Source organism: Paramixta manurensis (assembly GCF_013285385.1).
GTDB lineage: Bacteria > Pseudomonadota > Gammaproteobacteria > Enterobacterales > Enterobacteriaceae > Paramixta > Paramixta manurensis.
The window spans coordinates 2,933,279-2,952,741 of the sequence record NZ_CP054212.1 but is presented as its reverse complement, the minus strand read 5'-3'; the positions used below and the strand labels follow the sequence as shown (position 1 = coordinate 2,952,741).

The window sequence follows — 19,463 nt, the reverse complement described above, 5'->3', positions numbered from 1 at the left end:
ACAAAATTCCGGTTTTCCTGTCTTATTTGAATATAAAATATGAATGTTTTTGTTTGTAGGACAATATTTCAGGCATACTATGCCGATATCATCATTAAGCGAAAAGAATTATCTGACATTATTTTTATTTACCTGGCTGATGGTTTTTCTGAAAGAGAACGGTCGGTACTGAGTTGTTTGAGCGTAACTTGTCATATTGTTGATGGCGCATCCCAGTTCTCCCGGTTATGGAGTCAACTGAAAACGCTTCTCTTTTTAAGAAAGAAAATAAAAAAATATAATGGTAAAAAAAATATTTATTTTGCTAGTATTGACGACCTCTTTATTCAGACTATACTTTCTTGTTTTCATTTTGATGGAATATATACATTTGATGATGGTACAGCTAATTACGTAGATAAGTCTATCTTTTACGTACCAGAAGTAATGCCAAAGACTATTAAGCTTAAATATCGGCTCATGGGAAACCGAATCAAAGATATTCAGGAAGTCAAAAGTATAATTGACATACATTTCTCAAGTAATCATTTGCCTAATATACTTGAGGAAACTGAATACTTACCGTTAATAGATGTGAACGCTTGGAACTCTGGTAATTTCGAATGGCGGCCGTTGATAAATATTTATTTATGCCCGCATTTTGATGAAGTATATTGTGAGGCGGATATTGTAAGGCAAAATTTTCTTTCAATGCTTTCAGCTCAGGATATCGTAATTCCACATCCTCGAGACAAATTTCTCTGGAAAGAAAATGAGCATTACACGCTTTTGGGTGACGTACTTGCTGAAAAAAAGATTAGCGAATTACTTATACAGGGATATAGGGTAAACCTCTTTGGTATCGCTAACTCAACACAGTATCACTTTATTGATGTCGATTTAGTAAAGAACAACGTTCTTGTTCTGGGTAAGTTAAAAGAAAAATACTGTAATGCAATACAAAAGCAGATTGATCTTTTTAAAATTTTAGCAAAGCTGGAGTAGTTCAGATTATGCGTCTTATTATCTGCTAGTAAAAAACAGAAATACTTAATGTATATAGACCGGAGTACATGTCCTTGAACGACTTAGATAATATAAAAACTATAAAACTATCGCTTGCGGTAATATTCTCGATTGGTGTTTTATTAGTTCTTTTTTTTCCCTTAGGCGCATATCTCTTCTCTTTTCTGGTGCTAGCTTTTATTGCTAATGCTAAAAATGGTGAATATAAAAAATTACTCTTTTTTGCATTTATTATCATTTTAATTAGTACCTTCATCATTAACGAAAATAGTGTACAGAAATTTATCTTTCGTGAAGATGATTTTACTACCTATTATAATAACTATCTGGACTTGCTTAACGGTCATTATATCGCCCTTTTTAACTTTGGTGGAGGTTTTGAGATTGGTCTGCCTGGGTTAAATTTTTTGCTATCGGTTATCATTAACCAGCCTCTACCTTACGTAATACAGATTTTTTATATATTACTTTTTATGGCAATGCTTTATTACTTGGTTAAGATAGACACGCTATTCATAGTAAGCAGGAAAGAAAATAAGTATATGCTTTTTTTATGGGGGGCATTGTTTCTTAAAATTACAGCTATGTTGACTATTGAGCGACAAGCTATCGCCTCATTTTTTGTTCTGTTTGCCTTGTTCGATAATCGCAAACGTTTATTCTGGTTGGCGATTGGCTGTCTGTTCCATCTCAGTACTCCTGTTATCTATTTTGTTATCCGGTACCTGTTACAAACTCGTTCTTTCAAAAGAGCGATACTAAGTAGTGTTGCATTGTTGGGTTTCGTCGTGTTTGCATATCCTATACTGACTATCATTAATAATATATTTCCCAACGATAAGATAGGTTTTGTTTTGTTTTTTATGAAAAATAAAGATCTTATAAATAATGAAATAATAAAATCTGTTAAACAAATATTTTATATATTTCCTTTGATTGTTTTAGATCTTCTGCTTCGCCTGAAAGGAATAAGATGGTCACTGGCTCCCTCCTTGCTATTATTTGTGTTTGGGATGTTAATCCTATCTATTCTTCCGGGCGTTCCGACTAGAATTATGATGCCCATTATTTTCATTTTATTTGGCTTCTATTACTACAATTTTTTTAGTCTATTTTCGAACCGTACGCATTTATATATGTTTATGCTGTTAGCTATTTCTCTGGCGATATACAAGTTTTTTTTACCGGGATACTACTACCGATACCCTCTGATAGAGTCGTATCCGGGTTACTATGTTGATGCATTTATGGAAAAACAGGATTATATCAGGCGTCTTTCGCTACCCGGTATAGCGGATGTGACCATCGACAATGGTAATAAGCTATGAAGGTAGCCTACTTAATTCAGTGTCATAAAAATAGTCGGCAGATAGAACTATTAATTAATTCCCTTATATTGACTAAAGACGATTACGTGGTGATTCATATCGATGCAAAAAGCCCAAGAATCGCTGAGGAACTCAAGGAGATTTATCAGTTAGCTAGTAATATTCACATCGTTGAGGATCCAGTTTCTGTTTTTTGGTCAGGTATTTCTCAGTTACAAGCTACGCTGAAAATGTTACGTGCTCTGTACCACAATGACATCAACTTTGATTATTGCTGTTTATTAAGCGGCGAAGACGTCGTGCTAGATGTGGACAAATTTAAACAGTACCTTTGTTATGCTGATAATAAATCCTTTCTGGATTATCGCTCTGATCGGGCCTCCTATTGTTGGCGAATCAATCGTTTTAATCTGTTCAGAAACAATCGTTTTTCGCAGACATTCTTGGCTAGAGCATGCTCTGCTTTAGCTATAAAACTACAGTTTATGGTCGGGCTTAAACGAAAGAATTTTAGAGACGAAGAGATTTTTTTGGGAAGTCAGTGGTTTACGCTCAGTCGGGTCCATGCCGACATCATTTACGAGAAAGTCGATGATGCAGTGATTAAAGATTTCACTTATACATCATGTAGTGACGAACATTTTTTCCAGATGTTATTTTCTCAATGGATTAAAAAAGAAGAGATAGAAACGTTTAATTTAAGATATATTGACTTTCCTCATGGTCATAGCAGTCCTCGTTATCTTTCACTAAACGACCTCTTATTGGTTCGCGAAAGACCGGCTTGTTTTATTGCCCGTAAGGTCACCAGTGATGTATTGTCACAATATATTAGTTTCTGCGAGAAAAGGTAGTCCTCTGTTTACCTCTATCATAACAGGTAATATCCTGCTGATATTCTGTTGCGCCAGTATGTTGGCTTTGTAGAAAAGGTTTTATTGTGAAATTTACTGTTTTACTTTCGCTTTATTACAAAGAATCGACACAACATCTCAGTGAGTGTCTGGACAGCATTGTTAAAAATAGCTTTCAACCAGATCAAGTTGTCATCGTTTTCGATGGTCCTGTCGGTGAAGAACTTGAAGCGGTGGTCACGACATTTTCTTCTCAGTTGCCAATTGAACGTGTTCGACTTCCTGCTAATGTTGGGTTAGGCAGCGCGTTAAATCATGGACTGGCGATCACTCGAAATGAAATAGTCTTTCGAATGGATACTGATGATATATGTCTGCCTGCGCGTTTTGAGGAGCAAATCACACTAATGAGAAATTATCCTGAAGTCTCCTTGTTGGGTAGCGCGGCAGAAGAATTTGACGAATCCATGCATCATTCTCAAGGAGTCAGATTCTCTTCAGAAAACCATGCTGATATTGTTCAATATGCAAGAAAACGCAATCCCTTTAATCATATGAGCGTGGTGTTTAAAAAATCTGCTATTGATAAAGTTGGCGGCTATCAGCACCATTTATATATGGAAGATTATAATTTATGGTTACGTTTAATTGCGCAAGGTTACATTACGCATAATTTGCCTGATGTCCTACTGCATGTCCGTGCGGGAAACAATATGATTGGCCGCAGGAAAGGGCGTCATTATATTGCAAGTGAAATTAAGCTGGCGAAACTAAAATATCACTTGAAACTTGATTCTTTACCGGGCGTTATCGGTTGTGCGCTGATTAGAATTTTACCCCGTTTACTGCCGGTATTTTTATTGAAAGCGGTTTACAAAACATTGCGTAAGTGACGCAGAGCCTGTGTTATCGATATTGCGGTTGAGGCCACATAGTGTGGGTTTTTTGCGCTGTTTATTGCCGTATAATGCTTTTATTTTGGGTGTATTCGGCAAACACTATTCAAGATCGCTTATCCTGAGTTAATATCGAAATCAAATTTCTGCCCGCTTATTGAGCGCGGTGATACAACCTGACAGGAGTATGTAATGTCCAAGCAACAGATCGGCGTTGTGGGTATGGCTGTTATGGGCCGTAATCTGGCACTCAACATTGAGAGCCGCGGCTATACGGTTTCTATCTTCAACCGCTCGCGTGAAAAAACCGATGAAGTCATTGCTGAGAACCCGGGCAAGAAGCTTGCTCCTTACTACAGCATTGAAGAGTTTGTCGATTCGCTGGAAAAACCGCGCCGTATCCTACTGATGGTGCAGGCGGGTGAAGCTACTGATAAAACTATCGCGTCGCTGACACCGCACCTGGACAAGGGTGATATCCTGATTGATGGTGGTAATACTTTCTATAAGGACACCATCCGTCGTAACAAAGAGCTTTCTGAGCAGGGCTTTAACTTTATCGGTACCGGCGTATCCGGCGGTGAAGAGGGCGCGCTGAAAGGTCCGTCAATTATGCCTGGCGGTCAGAAAGAAGCCTACGAACTGGTTGCGCCAATCCTTGATAAGATCGCCGCACGTGCCGAAGGTGAAGCCTGTGTGACCTATATCGGTCCTGATGGCGCTGGTCACTACGTTAAAATGGTACACAACGGTATCGAATACGGCGATATGCAACTGATCGCTGAAGCCTATTCTCTGCTAAAAGGCGCGCTGGGCCTGAGTAATGAAGATCTGGCGAAGACCTTTAGCGAGTGGAACGACGGTGAGCTTAGCAGCTACCTCATCGATATCACCAAAGATATCTTCACCAAGAAAGATGAAGACGGTAAATACCTGGTTGACGTGATTCTTGATGAGGCTGCCAACAAAGGAACCGGTAAGTGGACCAGCCAGAGTTCCCTTGATCTAGGCGAACCGCTATCGCTAATCACCGAATCGGTGTTTGCACGTTACCTCTCTTCGCTGAAATCGCAGCGCATGGCCGCATCTAAAGTATTAAGTGGCCCGCAGGCGAAAGCATTCACTGGTGATAAAGCCGAGTTTATTGAGAAAGTACGTCGCGCATTGTACCTCGGTAAAATCGTCTCTTATGCGCAAGGCTTCTCACAGCTGAAAGCGGCATCTGACGAATATAGCTGGAATCTGCAATATGGTGAGATTGCGAAGATCTTCCGCGCAGGTTGTATTATTCGCGCGCAGTTCTTGCAAAAAATCACCGACGCCTACGCCGATAATGCCGATATCGCTAACCTGCTGCTGGCACCGTACTTCAAGAATATTGCCGATGAGTATCAGCAAGCGCTGCGTGATGTGGTGGCTTATGCGGTTCAGAACGGTATTCCGACGCCGACCTTCTCAGCGGCCATCGCTTACTATGATAGCTATCGCTCCGCAGTCCTGCCGGCCAACTTAATTCAGGCCCAGCGTGACTACTTTGGCGCGCATACTTATAAGCGTACGGATAAAGACGGCGTGTTCCATACGGAATGGCTGGACTAAGTCCTTTAAACCCCCTGCCTGGCAGGGGGTTTTTAATTGTCTCACTGTTTTAATCCGTACCTTCTACCCAAGTACTTATTCCTTGGACCTTTTTCGTTGAGCCCACATATTTTATGAGTCAAGATAATAACGCCAATTCTCAGGAGTCATCTCTACTCCGACAAACCTTTTATAACCGTGATGATGAGCTGGATCTGCTGGATGTGATTGCTCAACTGTGGGCGGGTAAAAAAATTATTATCGCAACGATAATTGTGATGTTACTTCTTGCGGTGGTTTATGTCTTTACCGCAAAAGAGAAGTGGACTTCTCAGGCCATTATCACTATGCCGAGCGCCGGGCAGGTGGCGAACTATAATGCGGCATTGAATGTGCTTTATTCACAGTATCCGCAGGATAAGTTGGCGATTGCTGACCTGCAGAGTCAACTTTTTAGACGTTTTAGTGCCTCAGTTTCTGCGCTTTCTGGTGAATTAAAAAACTTGGAAGAACCATTAGACCTTAATGTTACCCCGGTTGTTGCCGGGCAACCAGAGCCGCTTAGCGTTAAATTTACTGCGCAAACTGCTAAAGATGCGCAGACTATGGTGACCCATTACATCAAACAGGTAAACGATGATGTAGTGGATGATTACGGTACCGATATTAAGCACAACCTGGCGGTTAAGACACGTGAGTTAACCGAATCGCTTGCCGCGCAGGAACGCGTGGCGAAGGATAAAAAACAGCAGCGCATTGATGTGATGAAACAGGCGCTAAAAGTCGCACAGGCATCGAATATTACTGAATCGCAATTACGTCAGGCTGAGTATTTGTCAGATGATACGCTTTATCTGCTCGGCACCAAGGCGTTGCAGTCTATGATTGAGAATGAAGCGACTAAACCGCTGGTATTTGATGATGATTATTACAATACACAACGTGCGTTATTATTGATTACAGACTTAAAAGTCAAGGTCGATAACCTGCAATCATTCCGCTATATCATGAAGCCAGATTTACCGATTCGTCGAGATAGTCCGAAAAAGGCCTTAGCTTTAGTCTTGGCAGTACTACTGGGCGGCATTATTGGTTCCGGTATTGTACTGGGTCGTAATATGACGCAAACCTATCGGCAGCGTAAGCAAGCGTAATTAAAGAAAACCCGGCAAGCGCCGGGTTTTTTTACATCTAAAATTCGCGGCTTACTTACCGTGTCGCGCCCGCAAGTTAGCAATCACCGCGCTCATATCCAACGCCTGATCCTGCAGTAACACCAGCAGATGATAAACCAAATCAGAAGCTTCATTTGTCAACTCATGGCGGTCGTTCACCGTGGCGGCCAGCGCGGTTTCTACGCCTTCTTCGCCAACCTTCTGTGCGATACGCTTGGTGCCGCTGGCATACAGTTTAGCGGTATACGAGGTGGCCGGATCGGCATGTTTACGCTCTGCCAGCAACTGCTCTAACTGCCATAGAAAGGTCCAATCCGGCGCGGCTGGGGAGAAGCAACTCGAGGTGCCGAGATGACAAGTGGGGCCAATCGGGTTCGCCAACACCAGCAAGGTATCGTTATCACAATCCGGTGTAATACTCACCACGTTAAGAAAATGCCCGGACGTTTCGCCTTTAGTCCACAACCGTTGTTTGGTGCGTGAATAGAAGGTGACTTTCCCTTCGGCGAGGGTCTTCTCTAGCGCTGCCGGGTTCATATAACCATGCATCAGCACTTCGCCAGACACGCTATGCTGTACGATAACCGGCATCATCCCGTCGGTTTTTTCCCAGTCGAGTTTTTCCTGCTGCTGTTGTGTTAACACGGGCGAATCTCCACACCTTTTTCGATTAGGAACTGTTTTAGTTCACCAATATTGATTATCTGTTTGTGAAACACCGATGCCGCCAACGCGCCATCAACGCCTCCCACGCTAAAGGCTTCATAGAAGTGCTCCATACTACCTGCACCGCCAGAGGCGATCAGCGGAACATGACAAATCTCTCGCATTTTGCGCAACTGCGTTAGGTCATAACCCTGCCGCACGCCGTCTTGATTCATCATATTGAGGACGATTTCGCCCGCTCCTCGCTGCTGAACCTCTTGTACCCACGCTTCTGTTTCCCACTGCGTGATACGGGTTCGAGTTTCATCGCCGGTGTATTGATTGACGTGGTACTTACCGCTTTGCTGATCGAACCACGTATCAATCCCCACCACGATACACTGCACGCCAAAGCGATCGGCAAGGCGGCTAATCAACTGCGGATCGGCCAGCGCTGGTGAGTTGATCGAAATCTTATCGGCGCCAAAAGAGAGGATTTGCGCGGCTTCGTCGGCGCTTTTAATGCCACCGGCAACACAGAAGGGGATATCAATCACTTCCGCCACGCGTGACACCCAACTTTTGTCGACTACCCGTCCGTCGGAAGAGGCGGTAATATCGTAAAAAACCAGTTCGTCGGCCCCTTCTGCGGCGTAGCGCTGTGCCAATGGCACAATGTCGCCGATCACCTCATGGTTACGAAATTGCACCCCCTTAACCACTTGTCCGTCGCGCACGTCGAGACAGGGAATTATCCGTTTTGCCAGCATGCAATCGCCTCCGTAACCGTAAACTTATCTTCCAGTAAGGCGCGGCCAACAATCACGCCGCGCGCGCCGCTGCCGCGTAGTGCGGCAATATCGTCCAGCGAACCAATACCGCCGGAAGACTGGAAATCGATAGCCGGATAAGCGGCGGAAATTTCCTGATACAGCGCCACATTGGAGCCGGTTAAGGTACCGTCGCGCGAAATGTCGGTACACAGCACATGGCGCAGGCCAAACGGTTGATACTGCTCAATAACCTCTTCGAGCGTTACGCCACCTGCTTCTTGCCATCCGCTGATGGCGACCTCTTTACGATTATGGGCATCAATCCGCACATCCAACGCCAGCACCATCGATTCGGCGCCATATTGTTGAAACCATTGTTGTACGCGTTCCGGATCTTTTACTGCGGTAGAGCCCACCACCACGCGCGATGCGCCTGCGTTGAGCAGGGCGTCAACATCTTGTGAGGTACGGATACCGCCACCCACCTGTACCGGTACGCTGACGCCTGCCAGTAGTTTGGTTAGTAGCGGGATCTGGCGTGCGGCAGGATCTTTCGCGCCGGTGAGATCAACCAAATGCAGGCACTGCGCGCCCTGATCCTGATAAGCTTGCAGACGCGGCAACGGGTCATTACCGTAATCACGCTGCTGACCATAATCGCCCTGATGCAAACGTACCACCTTGCCATCAATTAAATCTAACGCCGGGATAATCATCAGGCTTACATCTCCAGGAAGTTTTTCAGTAGCTGTGCGCCCGCGGCGCCGGAACGCTCGGGGTGAAATTGCACGCCAAAGAAGTTGTCTTTTTGTACTGCGGCGGTAAAGGGGTCGCCATAGGTACATTGTGCGATGGTGTAAGGGTTGACCGGCATGGCATAGCTGTGGACAAAGTAGAAATATGCGCCGTCATCAATATCGCGGAAAAGATGGTTGCCTGCCAACGGGGTGATTTGGTTCCAGCCCATATGCGGCAACGGCCGCTCGGCCGCGTTCATCTTTTTCACCGGTTGGTCAATAATCCCCAGCGTGGTTACGCCGCCGCTTTCATCACTGCCCGCACCAAGTAGCTGCATTCCGAGGCAAATGCCAAGCACCGGCTGGGTACATGCTTTAATCAGCGCGATCAGTTCACGCTCACGCAGTAAATCCATGGCGGCCTGAGCGGTACCCACGCCGGGCAAAAACAGCTTATCGGCTTTTAACACCACATCGGCATCGCGGCTCACTTCTGGCTGATAACCCAACCGCTGAATCGCCCACTTCACTGAAGAGAGGTTGGCGCAGCCGGTATCAAGGATAACCACATTCATTACAGCACTCCTTTCGAGCTCGGCAGGGTATTTCCCTCAACGCGGATCGCCTGGCGTAGCGTGCGACCAAAGGCCTTAAACAGGCTTTCAACCCGGTGGTGATCGTTTTTACCTTTGGTTTTCAGGTGCAGCGTGCTGGCCATAGTGTAAGAGAGTGAGCGGAAAAAGTGCTCCACCATCTCGGTGCTGAGATCGCCAACGCGTTGGTAATTAAATTCCGCCTTAAATTCCAGGTGAGGGCGACCGGAAATATCCAGCGCGCAGCGTGCCAGACACTCATCCATCGGTAACACAAACCCAAACCGGCCAATACCGCGTTTATCGCCCAACGCCTTAAGCAGCGCCTCGCCGAGGGCGAGGCCGGTATCTTCTACCGTATGGTGATCGTCAATATACAGATCGCCCTTGACCTCAATATTCATTCGGAAACCGCCGTGCGTGGCGATTTGATCGAGCATATGATCGAAAAAACCCACGCCGGTATTAATCTTGCTGCTTCCTTCACGATCCAGCCACACTTCCACCTGGATTTGCGTCTCTTTCGTATTTCGGTTTACCAATGCGTAACGGTCACGGCGGGTAAGACGTTGACAGATGGCATCCCAACCTAACTCAGGGCCATAACGTAACCCCTGGATCCCCATATTGTCAGCCAGCTCAATATCGGTTGCCCGATCGCCAATCACATAGCTATTGGCGGTATCCAGTACCCCGTCGGCTAACCACGGCTCCACCATTTTTACTTGTGGCTTGCGACAGGCACAGCCATCTTCGGGTTTATGCGGACAAATCAATACCTCGTCGAAGCTAATGCCCTGTGAGGTAAAAACCTGCATCATTAAGTTATGCGGGCCGTCGAAATCCGCCTGTGGAAAGCTACTGGTGCCGAGACCGTCCTGATTGGTGATCATTACCAGCCGAAAACCCGCTTTTTGCAGCGCCAGCAGTGCCGGAATCACCTGTGGCTCGAAGGCCAGTTTATCCATTCGGTCCACCTGAAAATCTTCAGGGGGCTCGGAAATAAGGGTACCGTCACGGTCAATAAACAGGGTTTTCTGGCTCATGCTTGCTTCCTGGATTCCGGTGCGCCGGATAACGATTTCAGCGCGGCGATAACTTGCTCGCACTCGTTAGGGGTGCCGATGGAGATGCGCAGGCATCCGGCCAGCCCCGGTTGCTTATTTTGATCACGCAGAATAATGCCCTGATCCCATAACGTTTTAAAGACGTGCGGAGCGTCAGTGAAGCGGGCAATGAGATAGTTGGCCTCGCTTTCAAACACCGCCTCAACGCAATGACATTGGCGCAGGCCATCAGTGAGCTTGCGGCGAGTGGCATTCAGCGTTTCTACATGCTGCCGCATCAACGCAATCCCTTCCGGGCTTAACGCCTGGGCGGCAATATCCGCCACCGGCGTTGAAAGCGGATAAGGCGCGATCACTTTGAGCAATAATTGAATCACCTGTGGATGCGCGAGAGTAAAACCACAACGCAACCCGGCCAGCGCAAAGGCTTTTGATAAAGTACGCAAAATGACCAGATGCGGATAGTCATCAATCCAGCCAGCCAGCGTCGCGCTTGGGCAGAAATCAATATAGGCTTCGTCGGCGACCACTAAGGCCTTGCCGCGCGTCATTTCCAGTAACTGACGAATATCGTTCGGGTTGATCAGATTGCCGGTCGGGTTATTCGGGCTACAAAGGTAAACCAATTTAACGTCGGCAAGGTTTTGCGCAATCGCCGGCAGGTCCAGTTGCCAGTCTGCCGTGGCAGGTACGGTGCGGAAAGCCACGCCGAAGGTTTCCGCGCTCACGCTATACATGCCATAGGTCGGCGGACAGAACAGGATGGCGTCCTGACCCGGTTCGCAAAACGCGCGCATCAGTAGCTCAATGCCCTCATCGGCGCCGCGGCTGACCAGCACCCGTTCGGCAGGAACGTCGGCATAAGCCGCGTAGCGTTCAATCACCATTTTGGGTTGACACTCCGGGTAGCGATTTAGCGTTTGTTGCGTCAAGTTAAAGGTCACTGGCACCGGATATTCATTGGCGTTTAACCACACGTCGCCATTGCCGCCAAGGCGGCGCGCAGACTGATAAGGTGTCAGGGCGCGGACGTTGGCGCGCGCCAGATTCTCAATGTTCTGACTCATGCTTGCTCCTTCAGGGCGGCGACGCGCAAGGTTACCGCATTTTTATGGGCGATCAGTTGTTCGGCGGCGGCAAGGGTTTCAATCGTGCCCGCGAGGTTTAGGAAGCCCTGCGGGGTGAGTTCTTGTACCGTCATGCGCTTTTGAAAATCCGCAAGTCCAAGGCTCGAACAGGTGGCGGTATAGCCGTAAGTTGGCAACACATGGTTGGTGCCGGAAGCATAATCTCCGGCAGATTCCGGCGACCAGTCGCCCAGAAATACCGAGCCCGCATTGGTAATGCTTTCGACTAAATCACGCGCCTGCCGGGTTTGAATAATCAAGTGTTCCGGCCCATAACGGTTCGAAATTTCCACGCATTGCGCTAAATCTTTCGTCACGATCAGGCGGCTGCTTTCCAGTGCCTGGCGAGCGGTTTCCGCGCGGGGTAACTGCGCCAATTGGTGTTCTACCGCCACCGCGACCGCCTGTGCCAGGGCGGTCGATGGCGTGAGTAAAATCACCTGTGAATCCGGGCCGTGCTCAGCCTGCGATAACAGGTCGGAGGCGACAAAGTCCGGCGTGGCCTGCGCGTCGGCAATTACCAGCACTTCAGAAGGCCCGGCGGGCATATCAATTGCCGCTCCGTCAAAACGCTGACTGACCTGACGTTTAGCTTCCGTCACCCAAGCGTTGCCCGGACCAAAAATTTTGTCTACTTTGGGTACTGAATCGGTTCCGAAAGCCAGTGCGGCAATCGCCTGCGCGCCGCCCACCTGGAAAATTTCCTGCACGCCACATAGCTGTGCGGCATACAGAATTTCATCGGCTACCGGCGGCGGCGAGCATAAAACCACGCGTGAGCAACCGGCAATCCGCGCGGGCGTTGCCAGCATCAGTACGGTGGAGAACAGCGGCGCGGAGCCGCCGGGAATATATAAACCGACCGAGGCGACCGGGCGGGTAACCTGTTGGCAACGTACGCCTGGCTGGGTTTCAATATCCACGGTTGCCAGTTGCTGCGCACGATGAAAGGTTTCGATATTCCCAACCGCCACCGCCATCGCCTGTTTAACCTCGTCGCTAAGGCGGCCAATGGCGGCATCAATTTGCTGCTCACTGATGCGTAACGCTTCAACCTGCACGCGATCAAAACGCGCGCTATAGTCGCGCAACGCCTCATCGCCTTCGACTTTAACCCGGTCAAGGATCTCTTTGACCGTTTGCGCAAGCTGGTCGGAGCCGGAAAGGGCCGGACGCATAAGTAAGGCCTGTTGTTGCGCGGTGCTGCACTGTTGCCAATCAATCAGGGTGTTAAACGCGCTCATGATTTACTCCATCATCTTTTCAATCGGCAACACCAGGATCGAGCTGGCGCCCAATGCTTTCAACTTCTCCATGGTTTCCCAGAACAGCGTCTCGCTGCTTACCATGTGCATTGCTACGCGGCTTTGATCGCCCGCCAATGGCAGCACGGTAGGGCGCTCGGCGCCCGGCAGCAGCGCAATAACTTCATCCAGGCGTTCGCTGGGGGCATGTAGCATGATGTATTTGGATTCACGCGCTTTAATCACGCCTTGAATGCGGGTCAGCAGTTTGTCGATTAACTCTTGTTTAGCGGCGGGCATGTCGCCATCGCGCTGGATCAAACAGGCTTTCGAACGATAGATCACTTCCACTTCACGCAGCCCGTTGGCTTCCAGCGTGGCGCCGGTAGAAACCAGGTCGCAAATCGCATCGGCCAATCCGGCGCGCGGCGCAACCTCAACAGAACCATTCAGTAAGCAGGATTTAAAGGCGATGTCTTGTTTATCGAGATAACGTTTTAATAAGTGCGGATAAGAGGTCGCGATACGGGCATTTTGCAGACATTGCGGGCCGCTATATTCTTCATCAACCGGCATCGCCAGCGAAAGGCGGCAACCGCCGAAATCCAGGCGGCGTAACGTGAAGTAACGCGGATCTTCGCCTTGGGCGCGGCGGGTCAGCAACTCCTCTTCCAATACGTTTTCACCCACAATCCCCAGGTCCACCACGCCATCCATAACCAGGCCAGGAATATCGTCATCGCGTACCCGCATAATATCAATCGGCATATTTTCAGCGAAAGCAATCAGTCGCTGCTGTTGCAGGTTGATTTTGATACCGCAGCGCGCCAGTAATTCGCGCGATTCATCGCTTAAACGGCCGGATTTTTGCATAGCTATGCGTAAACGGGTGTTATCTAACATCTCTTAAATCCTCTTTTCAATCCTGTCTGCGGGGTGGCAATAAAGGTGTCTCAATTTGCTATGCCGCGCGTAAAGCCCATAAAAAAACCCCCGGAAGGCGATCTTCCGGGGGCTCTCTTTGCGTTCTGCACCACTGGAAGATCCTAAACGTCTTCCAGCACACATCGCCTGAAAGACTAGTCAGGATGATGGTGATGATGGTGGTTGAACTGAACGCGTGTCATAAAAAATTCCGCCAATGAATGTGTATTCACTTTGTGTGCCAATTAACCTAACGAAGATGAGAAAGAATGGCAACCCTTTTTTATCGATCGGGGTGATTCCAGGCCTGAGGATGATTGTCAGCCCGCCCGGCCTGGCGTAGCCTGTGAAGATCAATCCAGGATTAAGGAGTCGGGCATGAAAAGAGTCGCGATTGTTGGGCTGGGATGGCTAGGGATGCCGTTAGCGATGGCGCTCACTGCGCGTGGCTGTCAGGTGACCGGTAGCAAAACCACGCCGGATGGGGTAATTGCTGCGCGTAAATGTGGGATAGAAGCTTATCAACTGGAACTGACGCCTGAACTGGTTTGCGAGGCGGATGAGTTAAACGCCTTGCTGGCAGTTGATGCACTGGTGGTGACGTTACCGGCAAGCCGCACGGTGGAAGGCGGCGAATATTATGTTCAGGCGGTGCAAAATATTGTTGATAGCGCACTGGCAATGAAAGTGCCGCGCGTTATCTTCACCAGTTCTACCTCGGTATACGGTAAGGGCGGCGGCGTAATGAAAGAGTCCAGCCCATTAACGCCGGAAACCGTCGCCGGTAAAACGCTGGTGGCGCTGGAAAACTGGCTGCATGATTTGCCTGGCACGTCGGTGGATATTTTACGGTTATCCGGCCTGGTGGGGCCGGGGCGCCATCCGGGACGTTTCCTCGCCGGGAAAATGGACTTATCCGAAGGTGAGCAGGGCGTAAATCTGGTGCACCTGGATGATGTAGTCGACGCCATTGTGCTGTTGCTACAAACGCCAAAAGGCGGGCACGTTTATAACCTCAGTGCGCCTAAGCATCCGGCGCGTAATCAATTTTATCCGACGGTGGCAAAACAACTCGGCCTTACGCCGCCGACCTTTGCGCCGGATAATGGCGGGCAGGGCAAGGTGATTGATGGCAATAAGATTTGCAACGAGCTTGGGTTTGAATACAGTTATCCGGACCCGCTGAAAATGCCGCTGGCATAAGCTTAAACCCCGAGGCGGTCGCGCAGCGCATACCACGCGGCGCCGATGGCGGTTAACGGCACTTTAAAACGGCGGCCGCCGGGGAAGGGCAGATGCGGTAAGGCGGCAAAGACGTCAAAACGTTCTGCGTCGCCGCGTAAGGTTTCGGCAATTAACTTACCGGCCAAATGGGTACTGGTAACGCCATGCCCGCTGTCTCCTTGCATGTAATAAACGTTATTTTCCAGCCGCCCAAACTGCGGCATACGCGACAAGGTGAGCAAGAAGTTACCGCTCCAGCGCGTGGTAAAAGGGATATTTTGCAATTGTGGAAAGGTCTTGGCTAATTTGGGACGAATGAGGGCATCAATATCGGCCGGTTCACGCGCACCATAAATCACGCCGCCGCCATACAGTAGCCGGTTATCGGCGGTGAGACGGAAATAGTCGAGGAGATAGTTACAATCTTCCACGCAGCGGTTGTTGGGGATCAGCGACAGCGCCTGATCCTGGCTTAGCGGCTCAGTGGTGATAATTTGCGAGCCGCAAGGCATGCTTTTACCGCTTAGGCGTGGTTCGAGCTGGGGCGCTAAATAGGCATTACCGGCAAAGATCACCCACTTGGCGCTGACGTTCCCTTGCGCGGTGCTAATCTGGTTTGGCGTACCGTAGCGGATTTGCGTGGCGGCAGAGTGTTCATAAATCCGGCCGCCGTGGCGGCGAATCGCTTCCGCTTCTCCCAATGCCAGGTTGAGCGGATGAAGATGGCCGCCGCGTTTATCCAGCAGCCCGCCAACGTAACGCGTGGTTGCCACTTCGCGCTGAATACCGCTCTCATCAAGCAGTTCCAGTTGATGGTTGCCATAGCGCTCCCAGAGTGCCTGTTGTTGACGTAAATGTCCCATCTGCCGTGGGTTTAGCGCGGCAAAAATACCGCCGGGTCGATAATCGCAGTCAATGGCATAACGGTCGATACGGTCGCGAATGATCTCCGCGCCTTCAAACATCATGCTGCCGAACATGCGTGCGCTATCCTGTCCGTAGCGCTGTTCAATCACATCAATATCGCGGCTCCAGGAGTTGACGACCTGGCCGCCGTTGCGCCCGCTAGCGCCAAAGCCAACCCGTGCCGCCTCCAGCACTACTACGTCATAACCGGCCTCGGTCAGAAACAGCGCTGACGACAGGCCGGTAAACCCGGCGCCAATGATGCAGACATCGCACTGGATGCTCTCATTTAATTGCGGCCAGGGGGCATGGTAGTTGGCAGTTTGCGCGTAGTAACTCTCCACATGTTCCATTGATCCCTCCATTAAAGCTGCCTAATCAGAATGTTGCTGGTGTATGCGCGCTGACAATGCGACATAAACGCGTCGACGTGTTGGTAAAGCTGTGCGGGCAGCCGGTATTAATCACATAACTTTGTCCGGCATGTAGCGCATAATGTTGGCCGCCGATGGTTAGTGTAATTTCACCCTCCAGCAGCGTGCCGGTCTCTTCGCCCTGGTGGCGAATTTTTTCACCGGTGGTGGCACCGGGTTCATAGGTTTCCAGTAACATGGCCAGTGAACATGTGGGGTTACCGTTATGAATCAATTTTAGCGACACGCCCTGGCTACCAATATCAATCAGCTCGTCGGCTTCGACCACCACTTTGGGCGCTTCATCTTTTACTGGCTCGGAAAAAAACTCGGATAACGACAGGCCATAAACTTTCAACAACTTCTGTAAGGTACTGACTGCCGGACTCACTTTGTCCTGCTCAATGGTGCTAATGGCGCTGTGCGTTAAACCGGAAAGCTCGGCGACGCGCCGCTGTGATAACCCCAACTCTTGCCGGATTTGCGATAAACGTCGTCCGGGCGCCAGAGTGGCTTCATTCATGACCGTGATTCCTTCTGATACCTGTTGCAGGCGTTAATAAATCCATCGAATAACAGGCGCGAAAGCGCCGATTCACCACTGTGCCATTCGGGGTGCCACTGCACGCCGAAAATAAATGGACAATCACGCAGGCTAATTGCTTCTACCAACCCATCTGCCGCGCGCGCCTCAATGCGCACACCAGGGCCGAGTGCGCGCACGCCCTGCTGATGCAGTGAGTTAACCCAAAATTTTTCGCAGCCGTTGATCAAATCAATTAATAGCCCGCCGGGTTCGACAAACACCTCATGCGCTGGCGCATATTGCGCGGCTAACGCTAAGGCGTGGTCTTCGCGGTGTTCTTGAAAACCCGGTTGCTGATGCAGTTGACGGTGTAGTGCGCCACCGGTGGCAACCACCAGTTCCTGTAAACCGCGACAAATCGCCATGACGGGCATGTGATGGGCGATGGCGTGTTTGATTAAGGCAAAAGCAAGGGTATCGCGCCCGGCATCGGCGTGAGGTTCATCACCGCTTTCACCATAATGCCGGGGTTCAATATTACTGGGGCTACCGGTGAGCAAAATGCCGTCGAGAGCGGAAAGGGCGGTTTCCAGCGTGTCGGGATGTTGCATTAGGCTATGCGGTAAAGCCAGCGGAACGCCGCCTGAGAGGAGTAGCGCATCAAGGTATTTATTGTGCACCAGTTGGCTGGGGTGGCCGCCGGTCTCCACCTGGCACATTATTACGCCAATCAAAGGCTTGTTAAAAATAATGCCCATGCTTCCTCCGTGGCGCTGTTAAATATATTCGCCAGTGAAGGCGTTAATCAGGCAAAACTGTGCAATATATTTTCAATCTAGCAATCGATTGTTCAATATTCAAACGCAAATGTAACATTTGCACACTTTTTGTGTTAGCGCTATGTTAGATATGTGGCTGTTATTTTGAGCAACACGCAATACAGCTTAATACGGTAAAGGGTGGGTGAGATAATGACCAATCTCGTGGAAGTAGAAGACTTCACCAGGCACAGTGAAGAGAAGCGAACCAGCGCGTTCCGGAATGAGGTGGAAGCCTATCTGGAACGCTATCCTGAAACGCAGCATGTTGATATCCTTCTGACAGATTTAAACGGTGTCTTTCGCGGTAAACGCATTCCTTTCGCCAGTCTGGCAAAACTCGAAAAAGGCTGTTATTTCCCGGCATCGGTCTTCGCCATGGACATCCTTGGCAATACGGTTGAAGAGGCTGGTCTAGGGCAAGCGCTCGGCGAGCCGGACAATATTTGCGTGCCGGTCGAAGGCTCGCTGGCTCCCTCCGCTGCCGATCCGCAACACCTGGCGCAGGTTCTGTTAACCATGCGCAATCAAGATGGCACTCCCTTTGACGTTGAACCCCGAAATGTCCTCAACCAATTGTGGCAACAACTGCGCAATCGAGGGCTCTTTCCGGTGGTAGCGGTAGAGCTGGAGTTCTATCTGGTCGATAAACAGCGCGATGCGGAAGGCTATATTCAGCCGCCATGCGCGCCGGGCAGCGAAGAGCGTAATCGACAAAGTCAGGTTTACTCGGTAGATAATCTTGATCATTTCGCCGAGGTGTTAAGTGATATTGATTCCCTGGCGAAGCAGCAAGGCATTCCCGCCGATGGCGCACTGGCTGAAGCCTCTCCGGGGCAATTCGAAATTAATTTGCACCATACGCGTAACGTACTGAATGCCTGCGATCACGCTATTCAGCTAAAACGTTTGATCCGCCAGGTTGCGGAAAGTCACGGAATGAACGCCACTTTCATGGCGAAACCCTATGAAGAGTATGCCGGTAGCGGAATGCATGTGCATATCAGCATGTTGGATGCCGCTGACCATAATGCGTTCGCCAGTGATGATGGTAGTGATTCGCCGCTGCTGAAGCGCGCGTTAGCTGGAATGATCGATCTGATGCCCGCCTCAATGGCGTTACTGGCACCGAACGTTAATGCCTATCGGCGGTTTCTGCCCGATGCGTTCGTACCGTTACAAGCCTCTTGGGGGCACAACAATCGCACTGTCGCGTTACGGATTCCCTGTGGCGATGTTGACAATCACCGTGTGGAGTATCGTGTCGCGGGCGCTGATGCTAACCCCTACTTGGTGATGTCGGCGATTTTGGCCGGTATTCTGCACGGTATTGATAATGCGCTTCCGTTACCGCCGCCGGTAACAGGCAATGGTCATGAAGCCGAAGGTAATCCGTTGCCGATTCGCCAAAGCGATGCGCTGTGTGAGTTTGAACAGAGCTATCCGCTGCAAAAATTGCTGGGTGAGCGGTTTGGTTTTGTGTGGCATAGCTGTAAGCACCATGAACTGATGCATTTTGAACGGTTGATTACCGCCACGGAAATCGACTGGATGCTGAAAAATGCCTGACGCACGTCGCGGTGGTTGAGGTTTAACTTAATCGCCGCTCCGCGTGTTTGCCAGAAGGGAC

The 19,463-nt window shown here is 49.4% G+C and carries 20 protein-coding genes and 1 other annotated feature; of the genes, 8 read left to right on the top strand and 12 right to left on the bottom strand.

Annotated elements, in window-relative coordinates; genetic code table 11:
• The first annotated feature begins 39 nt into the window (after positions 1–39).
• The 6 genes from PMPD1_RS14335 to wzzB all read left to right on the top strand — a co-directional run bounded on the left by PMPD1_RS14335 (position 40) and on the right by wzzB (position 6,815).
• Positions 40–984 (top strand): glycosyltransferase family 52, encoded by a 945-nt coding sequence (locus PMPD1_RS14335; protein WP_173634686.1) that lies wholly within the window; start codon positions 40–42, stop codon positions 982–984.
• 74 nt (positions 985–1,058) lie between these two features.
• Positions 1,059–2,333, top strand: coding sequence for an EpsG family protein (locus PMPD1_RS14330; RefSeq protein ID WP_173634685.1), 1,275 nt, complete (start codon positions 1,059–1,061; stop codon positions 2,331–2,333).
• A complete protein-coding gene (locus tag PMPD1_RS14325; protein WP_173634684.1) occupies positions 2,330–3,187 on the top strand; it encodes a beta-1,6-N-acetylglucosaminyltransferase in 858 nt (285 codons plus the stop codon). Before PMPD1_RS14330 ends, PMPD1_RS14325 begins: the two co-directional genes overlap by 4 nt.
• Before the next feature lie 86 nt (positions 3,188–3,273).
• Positions 3,274–4,080, top strand: coding sequence for a glycosyltransferase (locus tag PMPD1_RS14320; protein WP_173634683.1), 807 nt, complete (start codon positions 3,274–3,276; stop codon positions 4,078–4,080).
• A gap of 195 nt (positions 4,081–4,275) precedes the next feature.
• Complete coding sequence (gene gnd / locus PMPD1_RS14315) at positions 4,276–5,682, top strand: NADP-dependent phosphogluconate dehydrogenase (RefSeq protein WP_173634682.1); 1,407 nt, start codon at positions 4,276–4,278, stop codon at positions 5,680–5,682.
• 113 nt (positions 5,683–5,795) lie between these two features.
• Positions 5,796–6,815: an LPS O-antigen chain length determinant protein WzzB gene (gene wzzB, locus PMPD1_RS14310; protein ID WP_173634681.1), complete on the top strand. Its 1,020-nt coding sequence runs from the start codon at positions 5,796–5,798 to the stop codon at positions 6,813–6,815.
• A 51-nt stretch (positions 6,816–6,866) separates the two neighbouring features.
• Here wzzB and hisIE read toward each other — a convergent pair whose 3' ends face one another.
• The 9 genes from hisIE to hisL all read right to left on the bottom strand — a co-directional run bounded on the left by hisIE (position 6,867) and on the right by hisL (position 14,149).
• Positions 6,867–7,481, bottom strand: a complete 615-nt coding sequence (gene hisIE, locus PMPD1_RS14305; protein WP_173634680.1) for a bifunctional phosphoribosyl-AMP cyclohydrolase/phosphoribosyl-ATP diphosphatase HisIE — start codon at positions 7,479–7,481, stop codon at positions 6,867–6,869.
• Positions 7,475–8,251 carry an imidazole glycerol phosphate synthase subunit HisF gene (gene hisF, locus PMPD1_RS14300; protein ID WP_173634679.1) on the bottom strand — a complete coding sequence of 259 codons (777 nt, stop codon included), beginning with the start codon at positions 8,249–8,251 and terminating at the stop codon, positions 7,475–7,477. The genes hisIE and hisF overlap by 7 nt, the downstream gene beginning before the upstream one ends.
• Positions 8,233–8,970: a 1-(5-phosphoribosyl)-5-[(5-phosphoribosylamino)methylideneamino]imidazole-4-carboxamide isomerase gene (gene hisA / locus PMPD1_RS14295; RefSeq protein ID WP_173634678.1), complete on the bottom strand. Its 738-nt coding sequence runs from the start codon at positions 8,968–8,970 to the stop codon at positions 8,233–8,235. The genes hisF and hisA overlap by 19 nt, the downstream gene beginning before the upstream one ends.
• Before the next feature lie 5 nt (positions 8,971–8,975).
• Positions 8,976–9,566, bottom strand: coding sequence for an imidazole glycerol phosphate synthase subunit HisH (hisH, locus tag PMPD1_RS14290; protein ID WP_173634677.1), 591 nt, complete (start codon positions 9,564–9,566; stop codon positions 8,976–8,978).
• Positions 9,566–10,630 (bottom strand): bifunctional histidinol-phosphatase/imidazoleglycerol-phosphate dehydratase HisB, encoded by a 1,065-nt coding sequence (gene hisB, locus PMPD1_RS14285; protein WP_173634676.1) that lies wholly within the window; start codon positions 10,628–10,630, stop codon positions 9,566–9,568. The genes hisH and hisB overlap by 1 nt, the downstream gene beginning before the upstream one ends.
• On the bottom strand, positions 10,627–11,718 hold the full coding sequence (hisC, locus tag PMPD1_RS14280) for a histidinol-phosphate transaminase (RefSeq protein WP_173634675.1): 1,092 nt from the start codon (positions 11,716–11,718) through the stop codon (positions 10,627–10,629). The genes hisB and hisC overlap by 4 nt, the downstream gene beginning before the upstream one ends.
• Complete coding sequence (hisD, locus tag PMPD1_RS14275) at positions 11,715–13,022, bottom strand: histidinol dehydrogenase (RefSeq protein WP_173634674.1); 1,308 nt, start codon at positions 13,020–13,022, stop codon at positions 11,715–11,717. The genes hisC and hisD overlap by 4 nt, the downstream gene beginning before the upstream one ends.
• Before the next feature lie 3 nt (positions 13,023–13,025).
• Positions 13,026–13,925 (bottom strand): ATP phosphoribosyltransferase, encoded by a 900-nt coding sequence (gene hisG / locus PMPD1_RS14270; RefSeq protein ID WP_173634673.1) that lies wholly within the window; start codon positions 13,923–13,925, stop codon positions 13,026–13,028.
• 78 nt (positions 13,926–14,003) lie between these two features.
• Positions 14,004–14,126, bottom strand: a sequence feature (His leader region).
• Complete coding sequence (hisL, locus tag PMPD1_RS14265) at positions 14,102–14,149, bottom strand: his operon leader peptide (protein ID WP_100396937.1); 48 nt, start codon at positions 14,147–14,149, stop codon at positions 14,102–14,104. Its footprint overlaps the feature before it by 25 nt.
• Before the next feature lie 175 nt (positions 14,150–14,324).
• Between hisL and PMPD1_RS14260 the strand changes: the two genes are divergently transcribed.
• On the top strand, positions 14,325–15,149 hold the full coding sequence (locus PMPD1_RS14260) for an SDR family oxidoreductase (RefSeq protein ID WP_173634672.1): 825 nt from the start codon (positions 14,325–14,327) through the stop codon (positions 15,147–15,149).
• A 2-nt stretch (positions 15,150–15,151) separates the two neighbouring features.
• Here the strand turns inward: PMPD1_RS14260 and PMPD1_RS14255 are convergent, their stop codons facing one another.
• The 3 genes from PMPD1_RS14255 to puuD are packed head-to-tail and all read right to left on the bottom strand — an operon-like array spanning position 15,152 to position 17,773.
• Positions 15,152–16,429, bottom strand: a complete 1,278-nt coding sequence (locus PMPD1_RS14255; protein WP_173634671.1) for an NAD(P)/FAD-dependent oxidoreductase — start codon at positions 16,427–16,429, stop codon at positions 15,152–15,154.
• Positions 16,430–16,454: 25 nt separating this feature from the next.
• A complete protein-coding gene (gene puuR, locus PMPD1_RS14250; protein WP_173634670.1) occupies positions 16,455–17,012 on the bottom strand; it encodes an HTH-type transcriptional regulator PuuR in 558 nt (185 codons plus the stop codon).
• Positions 17,009–17,773 carry a gamma-glutamyl-gamma-aminobutyrate hydrolase gene (gene puuD, locus PMPD1_RS14245; RefSeq protein ID WP_173634669.1) on the bottom strand — a complete coding sequence of 255 codons (765 nt, stop codon included), beginning with the start codon at positions 17,771–17,773 and terminating at the stop codon, positions 17,009–17,011. Before puuD ends, puuR begins: the two co-directional genes overlap by 4 nt.
• A 210-nt stretch (positions 17,774–17,983) precedes the next feature.
• Between puuD and PMPD1_RS14240 the strand changes: the two genes are divergently transcribed.
• Complete coding sequence (locus PMPD1_RS14240) at positions 17,984–19,402, top strand: glutamine synthetase family protein (protein WP_173636231.1); 1,419 nt, start codon at positions 17,984–17,986, stop codon at positions 19,400–19,402.
• Positions 19,403–19,463 lie beyond the last annotated feature (61 nt).